Origin of the sequence: Thermoanaerobacterium sp. R66 (genome assembly GCF_028895185.1) — a bacterium.
Lineage (GTDB): Bacteria > Bacillota > Thermoanaerobacteria > Thermoanaerobacterales > Thermoanaerobacteraceae > Thermoanaerobacterium.
In genome coordinates, this window is the sequence record NZ_JAEUWW010000001.1 from 844876 (window position 1) to 863439 (window position 18564).

At 32.9% G+C, this 18564-nt stretch carries 20 protein-coding genes; 3 read left to right on the forward strand and 17 right to left on the reverse strand.

Going from position 1 to position 18564, the window contains the following annotated elements:
• The first annotated feature begins 32 nt into the window (after window positions 1-32).
• Both JJQ93_RS04170 and spoVV read left to right on the forward strand, forming a co-directional pair.
• Window positions 33-1235: a nucleotidyltransferase gene (locus JJQ93_RS04170; protein ID WP_274892837.1), complete on the forward strand. Its 1203-nt coding sequence runs from the start codon at window positions 33-35 to the stop codon at window positions 1233-1235.
• A gap of 61 nt (window positions 1236-1296) precedes the next feature.
• On the forward strand, window positions 1297-2460 hold the full coding sequence (spoVV, locus tag JJQ93_RS04175) for a dipicolinic acid transporter SpoVV (RefSeq protein ID WP_085112018.1): 1164 nt from the start codon (window positions 1297-1299) through the stop codon (window positions 2458-2460).
• Here spoVV and JJQ93_RS04180 read toward each other — a convergent pair whose 3' ends face one another.
• The 9 genes from JJQ93_RS04180 to JJQ93_RS04220 form a co-directional block, all read right to left on the reverse strand.
• Window positions 2461-2925: a hypothetical protein gene (locus JJQ93_RS04180; RefSeq protein ID WP_013788145.1), complete on the reverse strand. Its 465-nt coding sequence runs from the start codon at window positions 2923-2925 to the stop codon at window positions 2461-2463.
• A gap of 12 nt (window positions 2926-2937) precedes the next feature.
• Window positions 2938-3417 (reverse strand): pantetheine-phosphate adenylyltransferase, encoded by a 480-nt coding sequence (gene coaD, locus JJQ93_RS04185; RefSeq protein WP_085112019.1) that lies wholly within the window; start codon window positions 3415-3417, stop codon window positions 2938-2940.
• Complete coding sequence (gene rsmD / locus JJQ93_RS04190; protein ID WP_085112020.1) at window positions 3392-3970, reverse strand: 16S rRNA (guanine(966)-N(2))-methyltransferase RsmD; 579 nt, start codon at window positions 3968-3970, stop codon at window positions 3392-3394. Before rsmD ends, coaD begins: the two co-directional genes overlap by 26 nt.
• Before the next feature lie 215 nt (window positions 3971-4185).
• Entirely contained in the window at window positions 4186-4413 is a 228-nt protein-coding gene (locus JJQ93_RS04195) for an alpha/beta-type small acid-soluble spore protein (RefSeq protein ID WP_013297985.1), read from the reverse strand.
• Between the two features lie 139 nt (window positions 4414-4552).
• A complete protein-coding gene (locus tag JJQ93_RS04200; protein ID WP_274892838.1) occupies window positions 4553-4780 on the reverse strand; it encodes an alpha/beta-type small acid-soluble spore protein in 228 nt (75 codons plus the stop codon).
• A 128-nt stretch (window positions 4781-4908) separates the two neighbouring features.
• Window positions 4909-5751, reverse strand: a complete 843-nt coding sequence (locus tag JJQ93_RS04205) for a DegV family protein (RefSeq protein WP_013788149.1) — start codon at window positions 5749-5751, stop codon at window positions 4909-4911.
• Window positions 5752-5770: 19 nt separating this feature from the next.
• The gene (gene recG, locus JJQ93_RS04210; RefSeq protein ID WP_085112021.1) at window positions 5771-7819 is read right to left on the reverse strand and encodes an ATP-dependent DNA helicase RecG; all 2049 of its coding nucleotides are present in this window, start codon (window positions 7817-7819) and stop codon (window positions 5771-5773) included.
• An 8-nt stretch (window positions 7820-7827) separates the two neighbouring features.
• Window positions 7828-9378, reverse strand: a complete 1551-nt coding sequence (locus JJQ93_RS04215) for a DAK2 domain-containing protein (RefSeq protein ID WP_085112041.1) — start codon at window positions 9376-9378, stop codon at window positions 7828-7830.
• A gap of 46 nt (window positions 9379-9424) precedes the next feature.
• A complete protein-coding gene (locus JJQ93_RS04220; protein ID WP_085112022.1) occupies window positions 9425-9775 on the reverse strand; it encodes an Asp23/Gls24 family envelope stress response protein in 351 nt (116 codons plus the stop codon).
• Between the two features lie 240 nt (window positions 9776-10015).
• Here JJQ93_RS04220 and rpmB point away from each other — a divergent pair, with 240 nt between their 5' ends.
• Complete coding sequence (rpmB, locus tag JJQ93_RS04225; protein WP_082243678.1) at window positions 10016-10204, forward strand: 50S ribosomal protein L28; 189 nt, start codon at window positions 10016-10018, stop codon at window positions 10202-10204.
• 400 nt (window positions 10205-10604) lie between these two features.
• On the opposite strand, the gene JJQ93_RS04230 is transcribed toward rpmB, so the two are convergent.
• Genes JJQ93_RS04230 through JJQ93_RS04265 form a run of 8 tightly spaced genes read right to left on the reverse strand, consistent with a single transcriptional unit; the run spans window position 10605 to window position 18564 of the window.
• Window positions 10605-11240, reverse strand: coding sequence for a thiamine diphosphokinase (locus JJQ93_RS04230; protein WP_045411896.1), 636 nt, complete (start codon window positions 11238-11240; stop codon window positions 10605-10607).
• Window positions 11237-11890, reverse strand: coding sequence for a ribulose-phosphate 3-epimerase (gene rpe / locus JJQ93_RS04235; RefSeq protein WP_045411894.1), 654 nt, complete (start codon window positions 11888-11890; stop codon window positions 11237-11239). Before rpe ends, JJQ93_RS04230 begins: the two co-directional genes overlap by 4 nt.
• Before the next feature lie 2 nt (window positions 11891-11892).
• Window positions 11893-12768, reverse strand: coding sequence for a ribosome small subunit-dependent GTPase A (gene rsgA / locus JJQ93_RS04240; RefSeq protein ID WP_274892840.1), 876 nt, complete (start codon window positions 12766-12768; stop codon window positions 11893-11895).
• The gene (pknB, locus tag JJQ93_RS04245; RefSeq protein ID WP_274892841.1) at window positions 12768-14678 is read right to left on the reverse strand and encodes a Stk1 family PASTA domain-containing Ser/Thr kinase; all 1911 of its coding nucleotides are present in this window, start codon (window positions 14676-14678) and stop codon (window positions 12768-12770) included. The genes rsgA and pknB overlap by 1 nt, the downstream gene beginning before the upstream one ends.
• Before the next feature lie 4 nt (window positions 14679-14682).
• Window positions 14683-15417: a Stp1/IreP family PP2C-type Ser/Thr phosphatase gene (locus tag JJQ93_RS04250; protein WP_045411886.1), complete on the reverse strand. Its 735-nt coding sequence runs from the start codon at window positions 15415-15417 to the stop codon at window positions 14683-14685.
• Window positions 15418-15422: 5 nt separating this feature from the next.
• Entirely contained in the window at window positions 15423-16454 is a 1032-nt protein-coding gene (gene rlmN, locus JJQ93_RS04255) for a dual-specificity RNA methyltransferase RlmN (RefSeq protein WP_274892842.1), read from the reverse strand.
• Between the two features lie 43 nt (window positions 16455-16497).
• A complete protein-coding gene (gene rsmB / locus JJQ93_RS04260; protein ID WP_274892843.1) occupies window positions 16498-17841 on the reverse strand; it encodes a 16S rRNA (cytosine(967)-C(5))-methyltransferase RsmB in 1344 nt (447 codons plus the stop codon).
• Between the two features lie 39 nt (window positions 17842-17880).
• Window positions 17881-18564, reverse strand: coding sequence for a zinc metallopeptidase (locus JJQ93_RS04265; RefSeq protein WP_085112027.1), 684 nt, complete (start codon window positions 18562-18564; stop codon window positions 17881-17883).

Consider the following 18564-nt stretch of genomic DNA (forward strand, 5'->3'; position numbering starts at 1 on the left):
ACAATTAATAATTTTTTAGAAAGGCGCATATTATGAGCGTATTAGGTTTAATTGTAGAATACAATCCACTTCACAATGGACATATATATCACATAAAAAAATCTATCGAAATGACAAAAGCAGACTTTGTGGTAGCAGTAATGAGCGGCAATTTTGTGCAACGTGGTATTCCTTCTATAATAGATAAGTGGTCAAGAACAGAAGCAGCATTATTATCCGGAATAGATTTAGTCATTGAGCTGCCTACAATATACGCTGTTTCCACTGCGGAAAAATTTGCTTACGGTGCAATAAAACTACTTGATTCATTACACATCGTTGATTACATATCGTTTGGAAGCGAACATGGCTTTATTGACGAATTATACCGAATATCAAAATTTCTGTTAGATGAGCCAGAAGACTATAAAGCGCTTTTGAAAAATTATTTAAAAAACGGCATCACATATGCAAAAGCACGTGAATTAGCGTTATTAAAATATTTTGGAGAAAACATCATTGACATTATCGGAAATCCAAATAACATACTTGGAATTGAATACATAAAAAGCTTAATCAAGTTAAATAGCAATATTAAACCTTTGACATTAAAAAGATTTGGGCCAGGCTATAATTCTCTGGAAACAGTAGAATCTTTTGCGAGTGCTACATATCTTAGAAAGGCTATAAATGATAAAAACTATTCTATATTAGAAAAATATATGCCACAATATTCTCTTGAAATTTTAAAAAATTGCATTGCAGAAGGTCATGGTCCCGTTACTTTAGACGATTTTGCTAAAATAGTAGTTTATCGTTTGAGAAATGATGCATCAGTAAAAGATGTTTTTGACGTTACAGAAGGCTTAGAAAACCGTATAAAAAAAGCCTCATCTCTTTACAATAATTTAAGCGACATAATAGGCTACATCAAAACTAAAAGGTATACCGAAAGCAGAATAAGGCGGATAATGATGCACGTCTTATTGGATATTGATTCAAGCATTTATTTAAAATTTGATGGGCCAAATTATATAAGAATATTAGGCGCCACTAAGAAAGGTTTAAAACTTTTAAAAGAAATTAAAAACAAAGCAAGCATACCAATTATCACTAAAGTTTCTGAATACAACAAAATCCTGTCTAACACAGAAATGTTTGAAATAGATTTAAAAGCAACAGACATATATACGCTTGCATATACAAATGAACCAGTTTCAAGTTTGGATTTTACTAAAAAGTTTATAGTAAAATAATCATTTTATTTCCCCCTCTTTAATAAAAATATACTATGGAAACTTCAAAGGGGGAACAATATTGAAAGGAGATAAAACAAAGGCTTTATCGATTGTGTTTGTCTTATTTCTCGTTATTTCAATTATCATATTTCCAAAAAATTCGCTTGCTGCTGCAAAGTCAGGAATCAATCTATGGCTTTTTACAGTATTCCCAGCGTTACTTCCCTTTTTCATCGGGTCTGAAATGCTGGTACGATTAGGATTTGTCAAAATGCTTGGCAAATTTTTAGAGCCTATAATGCGTCCAATATTCAATGTTTCTGGCAACGGTGGTTTTGCAATGGCCGTTGGATACACATCTGGGTATCCTGTTGGTGCGCAAATAATAAAAAGATTGTGGGAAGAAAAACTTTTAAATACAGCCGAAGCTGAAAGGTTAATGACATTTTGCAACAACTCTGGACCACTATTTATGTTAGGCGTAGTCGCCATGGGGATGTTTAATAGCTCTACAATTGGTTATATAATAATGTTATCAAATTATTTAGCAGCAATTACTACTGGTATAATTTTTAGAAACTATAATATCGAAAATAAACATTTAAAAAGTTCAGAATACCATAATATTCGTCAAAGCAATCCTGATGATTTAATAGCTAATTTTGGAGAAATCTTAGGAAGTGCAGTTAAAGACTCCATGAACACAATAATCATGATAGGCGGTTATATTATAACATTTTCAGTTTTAATAGAATTTCTAAAGGTATACGGTTTAATAGACGCTATAGAAAAGATTATTACACCGATATTTGAAGCAATTGGTTTTAACAAAAATTTGATTGCTGGATATTTAAGCGGCTTAATGGAAATCACGATAGGTTCAAATATGATTAGCCAAGCAACGGCGCCATTATACCAAAAAGTCATATTAATAAGCTCAATTTTAGCATGGGGTGGTCTGTCAACGCATGGACAAGTAATAGGTGTCATTAATAATACAAAGATAAGCTACTTGCCGTATTTAATTGCAAAAGCTATTCATAGCATTTTTGCTGGATTGTTCTCCTTTGTCTTTATGAAATTTATAAACATTGACAATGTAGCAGTTTCAGAAGCTTTTTATCAAGGAAGCGCGAAAAATATGATAAGCATATTTGAAATATCCTCACTTATGTTTGTGATCTCAATTTTATCTGTTATTTTTCTTGTCATTATAACTTCCATAACAAATAAAGAGGCATGATTATTTAATGCCTCTTAGTTCATTCCTATTATTCTTTATCGTATTTAATAATTCTGAAACATTTTTTTCCAATTTAGCTAACAGTTCATCAGCATAATCTTTACTTCCAAGTCTTATTTCCTTTGCATTAGTCTGCGCTTGAGCTATTATTTCTGCCGCTTTTTTTTCAGCTTTTTTAACAATTTCATTTTCATTCACCATTTGATTAATTCTCTGCTCAGCTTCTTTTAAAATCGTTTCAGCATCTTGCTGGGCTTCTATCAATATTTTTTGTCTTTCTTGTTTAATCCACTCTGCTTTTTTTAATTCGTCTGGCAACTTAATCCTGATTTGCTTTATAATTTCCAAGATTTCATCCTTATTTATCAAGGTTTTTTGCGACAGAGGTATGGTGGAACTTTTCTCGATATAATCCTCCAATGAATCTAACAGTTCTAATACTTCTAAATTATCAGCCACTTCCAATGAAATGCCCCCTTAATCTTTAATTTTTCGTAATATCTTTTCAATTACTGAATCTGGAACGAGATCCGATAAGCACCCCCCAAACTTTGCTACTTCTTTAACTATGCTGGAGCTTAGATATCCATATTTATTGCTTGTCATAAAAAATATAGTTTCAACATCAGGATTTAACTTTTTGTTTATCAAAGCCATCTGAAATTCATATTCAAAATCCGAAACCATTCGCAGTCCTTTTACAATAATCTTTGAATTTACTTTTTCTAAATACTCTATAAGCAAACCAGAAAAACTGTCAATTTCCACATTTTCAATGTCAGCAGTTACTTCTTTTAACATTTCCACCCGTTCTTCCAATGAAAACATAGGAGTTTTAGATGGATTAACAAGCACCGCTACAATTAATTTATCGAAAACTTTTGCTGCTCTTTTTATAACATCTAAATGCCCATTTGTAACAGGATCAAAACTACCCGGATATACTGCTATATTCATCTGTTGCCTCCTTAAAAAATGTTAATATCGTTTCTCCATATTTTTTCATCCTAAATTTTTGCAAGCTGCCGTACTTTTCTTCTAAAAAATCATTTTTATGATGCTCAACAATTGCGTAACCATTTGTATTCAATAACTCATATTCACTTATTTTATTTAGCGGTTCAACATATAAGTTATTGTAATACGGCGGATCAATGTATATAATATCAAACTTAATATTATTCTTACTAAAATAATCTAAAGCATGCAATGCATCCATATGCAAAATCACTGCACTATCAATAGAGCCAAGCAATTTAACATTATCATTTATGTATTTAATATTATTATATACTTTTTCTACAAAGTAGCAAATATTAGCTCCTCTACTTAATGCTTCAATGCCAATACTGCCTGTACCAGAAAATAAATCTAAAAATATAGAATCGTATATATCAGCACCTATTATATTGAAAAGCGATTCTTTAACCATGTCAGACGTAGGTCTAATTGCCTTCCCAGGTGGACATTTTAATTTTCTGCCTTTAGCTATGCCAGATATAACCCTCAAAATCACACCTCCAATACTAAAATATTTTAGCACATTTTACGATTAGATACAAAATTATGTATAAAACTTTTAAAACATGGCAAATAATATACTTGGGAAACCAATTTCCCCAAAATTCTTCCTTCAATTTCTCCTCTCCCAATCCAGGTAGATTACTACCTGGATTAAATTTTAATTAAAAAGGGTAACCGCAACTGGCTACCCTTTTAATTTAATTACTTCAATGTTCCATTATTAGCGATTTGGCTTTCAGCCATTTGGATCATCTTTCTTACCATGTGGCCACCTACAGCGCCGCAATCACGGGATGTAAGTGTGCCCCAATAACCATCGGCTGGAGGATTTATTCCAAGTTCGCTTGCTATTTCATATTTCCATTTGCTCATAGCTTGCTTAGCTTCTCTTACTACAAGAGGATTTTTTGTCTCTGAACCTGCTGCCATTTTTATCACCTCCATTTAATGATTTCAATATTAATTTGCCACATATTAATTTATATATTCATGTTAATATTTTCTTATATATTGTTGAGATATATTCATGAAAATCTATTTAAAAAGATACCCTTGCGGGTATCTTTTGTTATCTAAGTGTGCCTTTATTAGCGATTTGGCTTTCAGCCATTTGGATCATCTTTTTTACCATGTGGCCACCTACAGCGCCGCAATCACGGGATGTAAGTGTGCCCCAATAACCATCGGCTGGAGGATTTATTCCAAGTTCGCTTGCTATTTCATATTTCCATTTGCTCATAGCTTGCTTAGCTTCTCTTACTACAAGAGGATTTTTTGTCTCTGAACCTGCTGCCATTTTTATCACCTCCATTTAATGATTTCAATATTAATTTGCCCAATAGTAACATCAATAAACTATAATTTATTTAGCAATTTTGTTTCGAGATGACAAAAATGGCGTTAAAACTTAATTTAAAATAAAATTTAATTAAATTCAAAAAATATTCCAACAGCAGACGGTCCAGCATGAACTCCAACTGTACAACCGGCCCTATTTCTAATAAAATTAGTTGCACCAAATTCGTTGCGAATTGCATTCTCAATTTCTAACATAAACTCTTCCCTGTCAGTATGTAAAAGTCCAATCTCTTTTTTAGTAAAATCGACTTTAGTCTCTCTCATGTAATTTATAATCCACTTTATAGCATTTTTTCGACCTCTAACCTTGTCCTTTATTTCTAATTCACCATCATTATTAACCAGTATTGGCTTAATATTTAAAATACTTCCTAAAATCGCCTGCGTCTTTTTTAATCGTCCTCCTTTGTAAAGATAATCCAACGAATCAAAGATCATTGTATAGCTAATTTTTGGTATCATGTTTGTCACTCTGGCAATTATCTCATCACTGGTGTTGCCATTACACGCCATTTTTCCAGCTTCGATGACAATAAATCCCTCGCCTAAAGAAAAATTTTTAGAATCAATCACTGTTATGTTTTGATTTTTTAAATTGTCTTTAGCCAACAATGCTGACTGATATGTACCACTCAATTTTGATGACATTAAAATACAGATTATTTCATCATAACTTTTCAACAAATCACTAAAAACATCCATAAATTCAATAGGTGATACTTGTGAAGTGTTAGGCATTTTCCCGGAATTTATCAAATCGTAAAATTCATCTTTTTTTATATCTACTCCGTCTTTATAAGATATACCATCAATATCAACTGTCAGCGGCACAACATATATATCATATAGTTTTACAATATCATCTGGAATATCAGATACACTATCTGTCACTATGGCTATCTTTCCCATTATCTTTTCCTCCCAGCAATTAATTTAATATGATTCCTTCTAATTTATCCTTAAATCGCTCTATCAATTCTGCTTTCATTTTACTATGCTTTTCAAAATTACCATCATCGCTTATAAATCTTTCTACAGCATTTTGAGCCAGTTTTAATGTTTCTATATCATCAAATAAATTGGCCAATTTAAGTTCAGGCAATCCATGTTGCTTTACTCCAAAAAATTCTCCTGGTCCCCTTATCTCCAAATCTTTTTCTGCAATTTTAAAACCATCATTTGTTTCAGTCATCACCTTCAATCTTTTTTTGACAACATCGGAATATGAGTAAGCTATCAAAATGCAATAAGATTGATATGACGATCTTCCTACACGTCCCCTTAATTGATGCAACTGAGCCAATCCAAATCTCTCTGCGTTTTCAATGACAATTACTGTTGCGTTTGGAACATTTACACCAACTTCAATAACTGTTGTAGAGACTAATATATCAATTTCCCCATCAACAAATTCACTCATCACTTTGTCCTTATCGCTTGAATTCATTCCACCATGAACTAAGCCAACTCTAAAATCCTTAAAGACTCCCTTATAAATTTCTTCATAAACCACCTCTGCCGATTTTGCATATATAGTTTGTGAATCCTCTATAAGTGGACAAACTATGTAAGCTTGGTGTCCTTTTTTTATTTCATTTACGACGAATTTATAAGCCCTTTCTCTTAAAGCTCCACTTACTGCATACGTTTCAACTTTCTTTCTTCCTGGAGGCAATTCGTCTATTATAGACATATCCAAATCTCCATAAAGCATTAATGCTAAAGTTCTTGGAATAGGCGTTGCTGTCATTACAAGAACATTAGTTTGATTGCCTTTATCTTTAAACACAGCTCTTTGGCGAACTCCAAATCTATGTTGTTCATCTGTTATTGCCAAACCTAAATTTTTAAACTGAACATTATCTTCAATTAAAGAATGTGTACCAACTAATACATCAATCTCACCATTTTTTACTTTCTCTATTATTAAATTTTTTCTTTTATTGCTGATGCTTCCTGTCAACAATTCCGTTTTAATACCTAACTTATCATACAACTCTTTTAATGATAAATAGTGTTGTTTTGCAAGTATTTCTGTTGGCGCCAATATGGACGCCTGATATCCATTCTTTACTGCGACATACATTGCTGCCGCTGCTATAACCGTCTTTCCAGAGCCGACATCACCTTGTAAAAGTCTATTCATCACTTTCCCTGAATACATATCATTTAAGATTTCGTTTAAAGCTTTATCCTGTGCTTTAGTAAGCTTAAATTTTAAATTGTCTAAGAATTCTCTTAAATCTACACGTTTAAACTTTATGCCTGATTTATCAATATCATACCTATTTTTAATCAAATTTAACCCCAATTGCAAAATAAAAAATTCTTGAAATATAAGTCTATATTTAGCTCTCTCTAACATTTCTGATGACTCTGGAAAATGGATATTTTTTATGGCTTCTCTTATTCCCAATAAATTATATTCTGTCAAAAAATCCTCGTCGAAAATTTCCTCTATTTCATTTATATACTCTTTTAAAAGGCTATAAATTATATTTCTTAAAATCTTTTGACTTAATCCATCTGTCAACTTATATATCGGCACAATTCGTCCTGCATTTAGATTTAAAACATCACTTTTATCCATAGTTGGGTTTTCCACGTACACTTGTCCATATTTATAGGAAACCTTGCCATTTACTATATACTCTTCACCTAATTTGAAATTATTTTTAACGTACGGCTGGTTGTACCAAACAAGTTCTAAAGCCCCACTTCCATCTTTAACAGGTACTTTCGTGATTATTAGTCCCTTGATCCTATATTCTCTCGCTTTCCCTGCGATGTACGCTTTAAAAGTTTGCTTTTCACCAATCTTCAACATATCTATAGGAATTATTTTCTCTCTGTCTTCATATTCTCTGGGATAATACTCCAATGCATCCTTTACAGTTTCAATACCAATTTTTTTAAGCAGTAATGCTCTCTTTGGACCAACACCTTTTACATATTGTATTGGTTTTGAAAGATCCATAAAATCACCTATTCAATCGAAATCACATAATAGTATAGAAGCTGTCCGCCGTATTGGAGATCCACATCGCCATCAAATACTATGGTATTTAACAATTTTTTTGCATCTTCTTCTTCAACTTCTTTTCCATAATAAATGGTTATTATTGAAGTATCAGCAGAAACAGCATTTGACACTATTTGTCTTGCTACTTCATTGTAGTCAGTACCTTTATCTACAAATTGTCCATTTACAAATCCTAAAATTTCTCCAGTCTTGATTTCCACTCCATCTAATACAGTATCTCTTATAGAATAAGTTATTTCTACCGTTGTAACCTTATCGATAGTATCATTTATATTTTTGATCGCATCATCTACGCTTGCATTGACATCAAAGTTTATCATGGCACTTATAGCCTGATTAAAGCTGTAAGTATTTATGACATGCACATTTTTGTCTGATAAACTTTTAGCTTGTTCACATGTCATAACTACATTTTTATTATTCGGAAAGACAATTATATTTTCTGCATTTATTTCTTTTAAGCCATTTAATATATCCAAAGCGCTGGGATTCATAGTTTGTCCACCATCTATTACGATATCACACCCCAAATCTTGAAACAAACTGCTTATCCCTTCACCTGGTGAAACAGCCAGAAAGCCATATTTTTTGGCATGAGTATTTCTGTCTTTGTTTGATTCAAAAATTACATTTTCATGCTGTAGTTTCATATTGTCAATCTTGACTTTTACCAGTTCCCCATACTCTAAGCCTTTCTGCAATACCAGTCCAGGAGAATTAGTATGTATATGAACTTTTATTAAATCTTCATCTCCAACAACGATTATACTGTCACCAAAAGATTCAATTTCAGCTTTAAGCTTAGAAGAATTCTTAGATTTTGCATCAATAAGCATCTCCGTACAATAAGTAAACTTTATATCTGCAATATTACTTTCTTTTTTATGGATGTCTTCAACAACATGCTGAACAGCTATCTCATGCCCTTTTATGGCTTCTAACATTCCTATTAGCATAAATAAAAAGCCTTGTCCACCAGAATCAACTACATTAGCTTGCTTTAACACCGGCAATAGGTCAGGCGTTCTTTTCACTGATTCTGAGGCAGCTTTTACAATCTTCTCCATAAAAATCTCAAAGTCATTAATAGAAGTTAGTTTCAAAGCCTCATTTGCACAATCTCTTACTACAGTCAGAATAGTACCTTCCGTAGGTTTCATAACTGCCTTATATGCAATCGCTGAACCAGCATTTAAAGCTTCAGCAAAATCTTTTGTCGTGATTTCATCATGGTTCAAAAGGCTTTTGGCAAATCCCCTAATTATTTGAGATAAAATCACCCCTGAATTTCCTTTGGCACCTAAGAGAGCACCTCTGGAAAGGTTATTTAGAACTTCATTCATATCATCAGAGGCTTTTTCCATTTCTTTAACAGCAAAATCTAATGTATGAGCCATGTTAGAACCTGTATCACCATCTGGAACAGGAAAGACATTTAATTTATTTACTTCATCTGATTTATTTATTAAGTACTGGGATCCAGCCTTAAACATGCGTTTTAAAGTATTAACATCTAAGCGATCCAACCGTTTTTCCTCCTCAAAAATCAACTTTTATGCTTTGTACATTTACAACGATATTTTTAACATTAACACCTGTATATGTCTCTATAGTGTATTTGACTTTTTCAATGATATTTGCAGCAACTGTCTTAATGTTGACTCCATATTCAACAACAATGTACAAATCTATAACAATACCGTCTTCATCATATGCAACCTTTATGCCTTTACCTGACTGCTCATTTTTGAAAAGCTCTATAAGCCCGTCAGGTCCACGTTTTCCTAAGCCCACTATGCCATAACATTCAGATGTGGCATAACTAGCCATAGATGCAATTACGTCTGCAGAAATATCTATTTTCCCTAAATTATTTTTTGTTTGCTCCATTTTTAAAACCTCCTATTATAATTATATTTTACCTTATCCAAATTAAATCATCAATAAAGAAAAAAATTGTTATATTTTAAGCTAATGCAAATTTTAATTAAAAAGTATTTACAGCATTAAAATATAATGTTAAAATATCATTGTTGTGTGGATATAATAAAAGAGTGTGTAATTATTTTTCTTGAAGTCTATTAATTTTTTTGCTAAAATGTTAGTGTTGACAAAGAGGAGGTGCACATGATGAGAAAATGTGAAGTATGCGGAAAAACTCCAATGGCGGGATATCAATACAGCCATTCCCACAGAAAATCAATCAAAAAATGGCAGCCAAACTTAAAGCGTGTTAAAGCCATAGTGGACGGTACACCTGTAAGATTGAATGTTTGTACAAAATGCTTAAGATCAGGAAGAGTTAAGAGAGCCATATAAAGAAAGACGTGCATATATGCACGCTTTTTATTTTTTGCTCTTAGCAAATGACGACAAAATTTTTTTTATAAAATCAGGAATTCTAATGTAGTATATTTTAGGTTCCTTTTTTTTACTCATATGCATCCCCCTTTATCCTTTTACTTCTAAACTATTTATCTACTATTTGAAATATGCATTAATAAAATAACCAATCATTATTACAGCAAATCCTAAAAGTATCATCCACAGCCAACTTGGTATGTACAATACAATTATAAATATTCCAAGCGAAATTATAATATATCCAATTGAATAATTCAGTTTTTTATTTAATATTCTAATTTTTCTATAAATTTTATTCCACATAAAAATCCACTCCTTTCTTTCAATATTTTATTCGAAAGGAGCAGATTTTGTGCTAATCTTTAGATTTTATCACAAGCAAATAACCACTATTTATCTTTATCTTAATCTTACTATCTGTAAATACGTTGCTAATCCCATAAGGCATCTCTAAAGACATATCTTGACCAGATAAAGGATAAAACAACCCTTCAGTGTAAATTCCTCTAACGTCTAAACTGTACGGAATCAATGAAACTACATCACCTGATTTGCCTTCCAATTCGATAAAATCATCAATAAGATAAACTTCATTTTTTTCGCTCAAAATTTTTCCCTTTATTTTTCTCTTAAGAAGGTACAATAAAAGCGACAAATTTGCTAATGAATGATCAAATCTACTTCCTATCGTCGCTAAATACACGATCTCATTAGCTCCTATGTCTATAGCCTTTATCGTTGCAAGTTGACTATCCGTCTCGTCTTTCATAGTAGGATGTTTTTCAATGATTACACCTTGTTGCAAATAATAATCTATAATTTTATCATCCGCTGAATCCAAATCACCTACGATGTAATTTGGCATTATGCCTAATTTGTAAGCTATATTAGCTCCACCATCCGCACAGATTACCACGTCGCATTCATCGATTGCTTTTTTAAAATAGTTGGAATCTTTAAATTCTCCATTTGAGATAATACAAACCTTCATTTTAGTGCTGCCTCTCTAAGTTTTTTTAAATTTTCACCAGGATCTCCATTGGCAAATATAAACGAACCAGCCACAATCACATCAGCTCCAGCCAAAACTACATCCTTTATATTATCAATATTAATACCTCCATCAACTTCTATCTTAAAATTCAATCCCTTTTCATTTCTAATTGATGCTAATTCTCGAATTTTTTCATACATGCCATCTATAAATACTTGCCCTCCAAAACCAGGGTTTACAGTCATAATCAACACCATATCAACTGATGACAATACATATCTTAATGTATCTAAAGATGTAGCAGGGTTTAGTGCCACGCTTGCATTTATACCCATTGACTTTATCAATTGCAAAGTTCTGTCTAGATGTACACATGCTTCCTGATGTACTGTTATATTTTTGGCTCCAGCATCGACAAATTCTTTTACGTATTTGTCAGGCTCTTCTATCATTAAATGAACGTCAAATGGAATCTTGGTTTTGCCTTTTAAAGCATTTAATACCAATGGTCCAATCGTTATATTAGGGACAAAATGCCCATCCATAATATCTATATGCAAATACTCGGGTTTCTCTACTTCAACTTTTCGTATATCAGATAACAAATTTCCAAAGTCAGCCGATAAAATCGACGGAGAAATTTCCATTATTAATATTTCCTCCTTTTGTTCGCTTTTAGTTCATTATATAAACTTAAATAATTTGAGTACCTTGTTCTATCAATCATCCCACTCTCAACAGCACTTTTAACTCCACAATCAGGTTCATTAATATGTAAGCACGAATTAAATCTACATTCTGTTTCAAAGACTTGAAAATCTTTATAAAAATTTTTGAGATTTTTTTCATCAATATCAAGATTTAGAGAGGTAAAGCCAGGCGTATCCAATACATAGCCACCATCAATAGGTATTAACTCCACATTTCTTGTCGTATGCTTTCCTCTATTAAGCTTTTCACTTAAATCTCCAATCTCTTGCCTTTCATGCCCATGAATACAATTTATCAAAGAAGATTTTCCTACGCCAGATGGACCTGTAAAAAAAGAAGTTTTACCTTTTAGAATTGTTTTTAACTTGTCGATTCCAATGTTATCGTATTTGGAAGTAGTAATCACTTCGTACCCTAATTTTTTATATGTATTGTATATTGGCATGTATTCATCTTCATTAACTAAATCAACCTTATTTATGCAGATGATGGGATTTATCTCGTTTACTTCAGTTAATATTATCATTTTATCAAGCTGCAATCTGTTTAAATCAGGATTAACTATCGAAAAAGTAATTATTGCTTGATCTACATTTGACACAGGTGGCCTTACTAATTGGTTTTTCCTGTCATGTATATTCACTATGAATCCATCTTTTAAATTTTGTGATTCGACATCAACGTAGTCTCCAACAATAGGTATAATATTGGAAATTCTAAATTTACCACGAGCACGGCATTCTATGGTGCCATGCTCGGTGGAAACATAGTAAAAACCTCCAATGCCTTTAATAATTCGTCCTACTAATACCACTAAAATTTCGCCCCCATCGTTTCGTAAACATTGCCGTTTATATCAACTTCAATAATAACATTGCCTTTACCACTAACTGGTACTGTTATTGGACTGTCTGCATAGGTATACGTATTTGAATACTGCAATGTCTTATTGCCATCTTGTATAACATAAACATCAACTTTCATAGGGCCTTCTTGATTAGGCAAGTTAATTGTAATCTCTTTTGTCTTATATCCTTGAGGCAATTGAGTCTGCGTCTGTTGCTGTTGCTGCTGCGTCTGTGTTGATTGGCTCACAATCAAATCGATAGATTTGCCCTTTTGAATGCTGGTGCCCTGAGGTATGCTTTGCGAGATTACAAAATTATCAGGCACGCTGTCACTTGGTTGTGTAGTTACATTTCCAACCTTAAGTCCTACATCTTCCAAAGCTTTTGTCGCATCATCAAGCGACATGTTCTGGACATTAGGAACTGTAACCATTTCTGGTCCTTTGCTTACATAAACATCAACAACAGTATTGTATTCAACTTGCACACCTTGCCTTGGATTTTGATCATACACGTAGCCATTTGGATAGCTATCATTGTAGTCCCAAATTAAATTTGCATTTAGCCCACTATTTTTTAATTTCAACTGAGCATCTCTGTATTCACTGCCTATGACATTAGGAACAACGGAATTCTGTTTTCCTTTGCTGACTACTACGTTAACAGTAGAACCCTTCTTTACAGTCTCTCCTGCCGGTGGATCTTGTGACAAAATAGTGTTGGTCGGAGCATCGCTGTATTGACTGTCTGAAATATTTAACTTCAAATTGTTATTTTCCAATATTGTAGTTGCTTTGTCTAGTGTTTGACCTTTTATATCAGGCACTTTCACTTCTGCTGCAGTAGCCATGTTGTTTAAAAAATACATAGTACCGTAAGACAGTGATGCCATAAGCGCTAAAATCAATATTGCAATCCCTATATTTCTTAAAATTTTTCTTCCTTTTCTTTTGCTCGGTGTTTTTGAATCCTTAATCTTCTCGTTAATTTCTTCCGCCTTCATGACCCTCGTAACATTGTTGTCAGTTAAATCACCTATGATCAATTTATCTGGATCGCTTATAAACGTATCAATATCATTCAAAAGTTCAGCCGCACTTTTATATCTGTAATTTATATCTTTTTCGGTGGCCTTTAAAACTATCTTGTCAAGTTTATAAGGTACTCGAGGATTCAACTTTGATGGTGGTACTATATTTTCCTGTATATGCTTTAATGCAACCGATATTGGGCTCTCACCTTCAAAAGGAACTTTGCCAGTTAGCATTTCATACATGACAATTCCCAGCGAATATATATCGGTCTTTTCGTCTATCATGGCACCTTTCGCCTGTTCTGGCGAAAAATAGTAAGCAGTACCAAGAACATCTCCTCCACCATATGTTATGGTAGAACCATTAGCTGCTCTTGCAATGCCAAAGTCTGTTACCTTTACAATGTTGTCATCTGTCACCAATATATTTTGTGGCTTAATGTCTCTGTGAACAATATGATGTTTATGAGCGTGTTCCAACGCTCTACATACTTGCCTTGCTATATCCAAGGATTTTGGTATAGGCAAAGGTCCATTCGTTTCCTTAATTAATTGTTTTAAAGTTTTTCCATTGACATATTCCATTACAATATAGTATATATCTCCTTCTTGTCCAACATCATATATGCTGACAATATTAGGATGAGAAAGGCTTGCTGCCGCTTGTGATTCTCTTTTGAACCTTCTTACAAACTCTTCATCTGACACAAATTCCGATCTCAATACTTTTATGGCAACAATCCTATTCAAAAGATGGCATTTTGCCTTATATACCTTTGCCATACCACCTTCGCCTATCTTTTCCAGTATCTCATATCGATTTCCAAGCATTTTACCAACCATATAGTCACACCTCCTTTACCGCCACAATAGTAATATTGTCAAAGCCACCATTTTGTTTTGCCATTTTAATCAGATTATCGCAAGCCTTATCTATGCTTTCAGAACTATTAAATTCCTTTAAAATCAAATCGTCTGTAAGCATATTTGTCAATCCATCTGTGCACAGCAAAAAGACATCATTTTTAAAAACATCGCCAGTAAATATATCTACTTCTATTTCCTCATCGATGCCAAGTGCCCTTGTTATAATGTTTTTCTGTGGATGATTTCTTGCTTCTTCATGGGTTATCCTGCCTAATTTCACTAATTCTTCCACATAAGAATGATCTTCAGTAATCTGCATGAGCTTATCGTCTCTTATTAAATATGCTCTGCTATCACCTATGTGACCAATAAAAAATTTTCCATTCTCTATCAAAAGGAGAGTTAGCGTTGTACCCATTCCTGTAAGGTCTATATTCGAAAAAGATTCATTAAAAACGTGAGAGTTTGCACTTCTAACCGCATCCTCAATAAATTTCTTTATCGAATCATCATTTTTATTACAACTACTATAATTGCTAAAAAAATACTTTGTAATGACCTCTATTGCGTATCTGCTTGCAACTTCACCGCCATTACATCCACCCATGCCGTCAGCTACAATAAAAAGTTTTATTCTTTCATCTGTAGAAATAAAATATGAATCTTCATTATTTTCTCTTACATTACCCTTATCAGTAAGTGCATATACTAACATCTAAATCATTTCACCCTTCCAGCTAAATATTTCCTTCTTAATTGACCACAAGCTGCATCGATGTCACTGCCAAGTTCACGCCTCACTGTACATGTAATGCCACTTCTCTCAAGCACATTCTTAAAAGCCATTATCTTCTCGTTATCAGCCTTTTCATAGCCAATCTCGTTGACGTAATTCACTGGTATTAAATTTACATGACACAAAAGCCCCTTTAAGAGATTGGACAGTTTTAAGCTCATATCATAGCTATCATTTACGCCTTTTATAAGCGAGTATTCAAAAGTTATCCTTCTATGAGTTTTGTCTATATAGTACCTACATGCATCAATTAAATCTTTTATAGGATAAACCTTATTTATGGGCATTAACTGTGAACGCAAATCATCAGTAGGTGCATGAAGCGAAATAGACAAATTAACTCCTAACCCTTCATCTGCAAATTCGTAAATTTTAGGCACAATTCCGCATGTGGAGATAGTAATATGTCTAACACCTATGCCCATGCCAAATGGATTATTGACAATTTTTATAAATTTCATAACTTCATCATAGTTATCAAATGGCTCACCGCTGCCCATCAACACTATATTGGAGATCTTACCATAATCTTTATTCATTATAAGGACTTCGTCTACCATTTCAGATGCTTTTAAATTTCTGACTTTACCGCCAATCCCTGATGCACAAAACGAACATCTCATATTACATCCCACTTGAGTAGATATACAAGATGTATTACCAAAGCTATACTTTATCGCTACACCTTCAACAATATTTTCATCATCCAGCAAAAAAAGATACTTAGCTGTTCCATCTTCACTTGATACGACTTTTTTTGCAATTTGCAAATTAGAAATGAAGGCCATATTTTTCAACTTTTGCCTTAAATCTTTCTTTAGATCAGTCATGTCATCAAAACTGGTAACCCCTCTATAAATCCAACGAAAAACCTGTTTTGCTCTGTACTTTGTTTCACCAATGTTAAGAAAAAACTTTTCAAGTTCATCAATAGTCATTTTTTTTAAATCTATCAATTAAAACGCCTCCAAAATTTCATACAGATATTATATCACAAATTTAATTATTTCTCTGCAATTTACATATAAAAAAGCCGTCTGTATTATTGATATTTGGCAGCAATTGCAGGTAGCCTTTACCGTCTACTTGTGATGCTAATTTTTCAGAAAGAAAAGGTCTTATGTCGGAAATCTCGAAATTCTTATTTTCACCCAAAAATCTATCAATAATATTCATATTTTCTTCTCTTCCAATCGTACACGTGCTGTACAATATATATCCGCCTTTTTTGACGTATCTGGAACTGGAGCTAAGTATGCTGTATTGAATGTTATTCAGCTTTTTAATATCTTCATCCGTATAGTTCTTTAATTTTATATCCGGCTTTTTCCTTATGATTCCTATTCCAGTGCATGGAACGTCAGCCAATACCTTGTCTGCCTTGTCTATATATTTTTCATTTATCTTGGTTGAATCAAACACATACGCATCCACATTGTTTACGCCTAATCTTTTGCAATTCATTCTTATTAAATCAATCTTATGCTCATGAATATCAAACGCAATAACTTTTCCTTTATTGTTCATTAATTGAGAAATATGTGTAGTTTTCCCACCCGGTGCGCTACATACGTCTATTATAAGATCGTCTGGATTAGGTGATAAAACTTTAGATATGATCATAGCACCTTCATCTTGGATCTGCACAAAGCCATTTTTGTAGATTTCATCACCTGCAATATTTTTTAAATCAATATAATAAGCATCATCCACATACGATCCCTTTTTAAAATTCAATCCTTTGTCAATCAATATTTTTTCAAAATCCTTACTTCCTATTTTTAAAGTGTTAAGCCTTATGGATATCTGCGGCTTTTCATTTAATGACTTTAATATATCCTCAGCCGTATCTTTATCATAATTATTTAAAAGTCTTTTTACAATCCATTCAGGATATGAATATTTAAATGCCATATATTCAACAACATTTTTGTCAGATTTTAATATATCAATCTTTGCAGAATTGCGCACATAATTGCGAAGCACAGCATTAACAAACTTAGAAGCATGTATTCCCGCATACTCCTTAGCAAGATTTACAGCTTCACTAATAGCCGCATATTGAGGCACTTTATCCATATAAATTATTTGATACAACCCCATCTCGAGTATTATCAATATTTTGTTGTCTATCTTTTTGATGCCTTTTGACGAACAACGATCAATTATTTGATCTAAAGTTTGTTTTCTCTCTATTGTACCAAAAACTATTTCTTTAATGAAACTTTTGTCTATATCTCTCAACTCATTGTTATTAAGATACTTGTTCAACACAATATTGGAATATCCTTTTTTTACAATTATATCGTACAAAATTTTAAAAGCAGTATTTCTCTGATTCATTAAAACACCTCTAAAATTTTAATAAATAAGGGATAGAAATTAATCTCTCCTATCCCTTAAAATTATCAGCCTAATAAGATTCATAATAGAAGCAAATGCAGCGGCAACATACGTCAAAGCAGCCGCATTAAGAACCTGCCTTGCTGGATAAAGTTCATCTCTCATGAAAAGCCCACCAGATTCGAGAAGCCTTATTGCTCTATTGCTTGCATTAAGTTCTACTGGCAATGTTATTATTTGAAACAAAACAACTGCTGAAAAGAGTATTATGCCTATATCTATCAATTGTGTATATCCAAACAAAAAACCCATCAGCAAAAGCGGCCATGAAATTGTCGTACCGATATTTGCAACAGGTACGATTGCATTTCTCAATTTAAGAGGAATGTATCCATTAGCATGCTGTATCGCATGCCCTGTTTCATGTGCCGCAACGCCTATAGCTGCTATAGAATCACTGCTATAGACGGTTTGAGAAAGCCTTAGCACTCTGCTTCTTGGATCATAATGATCTGTCAGATTACCTGGTATCATCTCAATGCTAACATCATATAGCCCCGCATCATTTAGCAATTTCCTCGCCACTTCATAAGCTCTGTATCCATATCTGTTTCTTACATTTGAATACCTGTTAAACGTGCTTTGTACTTTAAATTGAGCATACATTGCAAGTAAAATTGCAGGTAACAGCAATATATACGTAGGATCGTAATACCAAAACAT

Coding starts and splice junctions, on each gene's coding strand:
- JJQ93_RS04200 (WP_274892838.1), bottom strand. CDS start 4,780: ATGGCAGCAGGTTCAGAGACAAAAAATCCTCTTGTAGTAAGAGAAGCT.
- pknB (WP_274892841.1), bottom strand. CDS start 14,678: ATGGTTGGTAAAATGCTTGGAAATCGATATGAGATACTGGAAAAGATA.
- JJQ93_RS04250 (WP_045411886.1), bottom strand. CDS start 15,417: ATGTTAGTATATGCACTTACTGATAAGGGTAATGTAAGAGAAAATAAT.
- JJQ93_RS04215 (WP_085112041.1), bottom strand. CDS start 9,378: ATGTTTAAGGCTGGATCCCAGTACTTAATAAATAAATCAGATGAAGTA.
- recG (WP_085112021.1), bottom strand. CDS start 7,819: ATGGATCTTTCAAAACCAATACAATATGTAAAAGGTGTTGGTCCAAAG.
- coaD (WP_085112019.1), bottom strand. CDS start 3,417: ATGAATATAGCAGTATATCCGGGTAGTTTTGATCCTGTTACAAATGGG.
- JJQ93_RS04195 (WP_013297985.1), bottom strand. CDS start 4,413: ATGGCAGCAGGTTCAGAGACAAAAAATCCTCTTGTAGTAAGAGAAGCT.
- JJQ93_RS04205 (WP_013788149.1), bottom strand. CDS start 5,751: ATGGGAAAGATAGCCATAGTGACAGATAGTGTATCTGATATTCCAGAT.
- JJQ93_RS04230 (WP_045411896.1), bottom strand. CDS start 11,240: ATGAAGGTTTGTATTATCTCAAATGGAGAATTTAAAGATTCCAACTAT.
- JJQ93_RS04265 (WP_085112027.1), bottom strand. CDS start 18,564: ATGTTTTGGTATTACGATCCTACGTATATATTGCTGTTACCTGCAATT.
- rpmB (WP_082243678.1), top strand. CDS start 10,016: ATGAGAAAATGTGAAGTATGCGGAAAAACTCCAATGGCGGGATATCAA.
- rpe (WP_045411894.1), bottom strand. CDS start 11,890: ATGGAAATTTCTCCGTCGATTTTATCGGCTGACTTTGGAAATTTGTTA.
- JJQ93_RS04220 (WP_085112022.1), bottom strand. CDS start 9,775: ATGGAGCAAACAAAAAATAATTTAGGGAAAATAGATATTTCTGCAGAC.
- JJQ93_RS04170 (WP_274892837.1), top strand. CDS start 33: ATGAGCGTATTAGGTTTAATTGTAGAATACAATCCACTTCACAATGGA.
- rsmB (WP_274892843.1), bottom strand. CDS start 17,841: ATGAATCAGAGAAATACTGCTTTTAAAATTTTGTACGATATAATTGTA.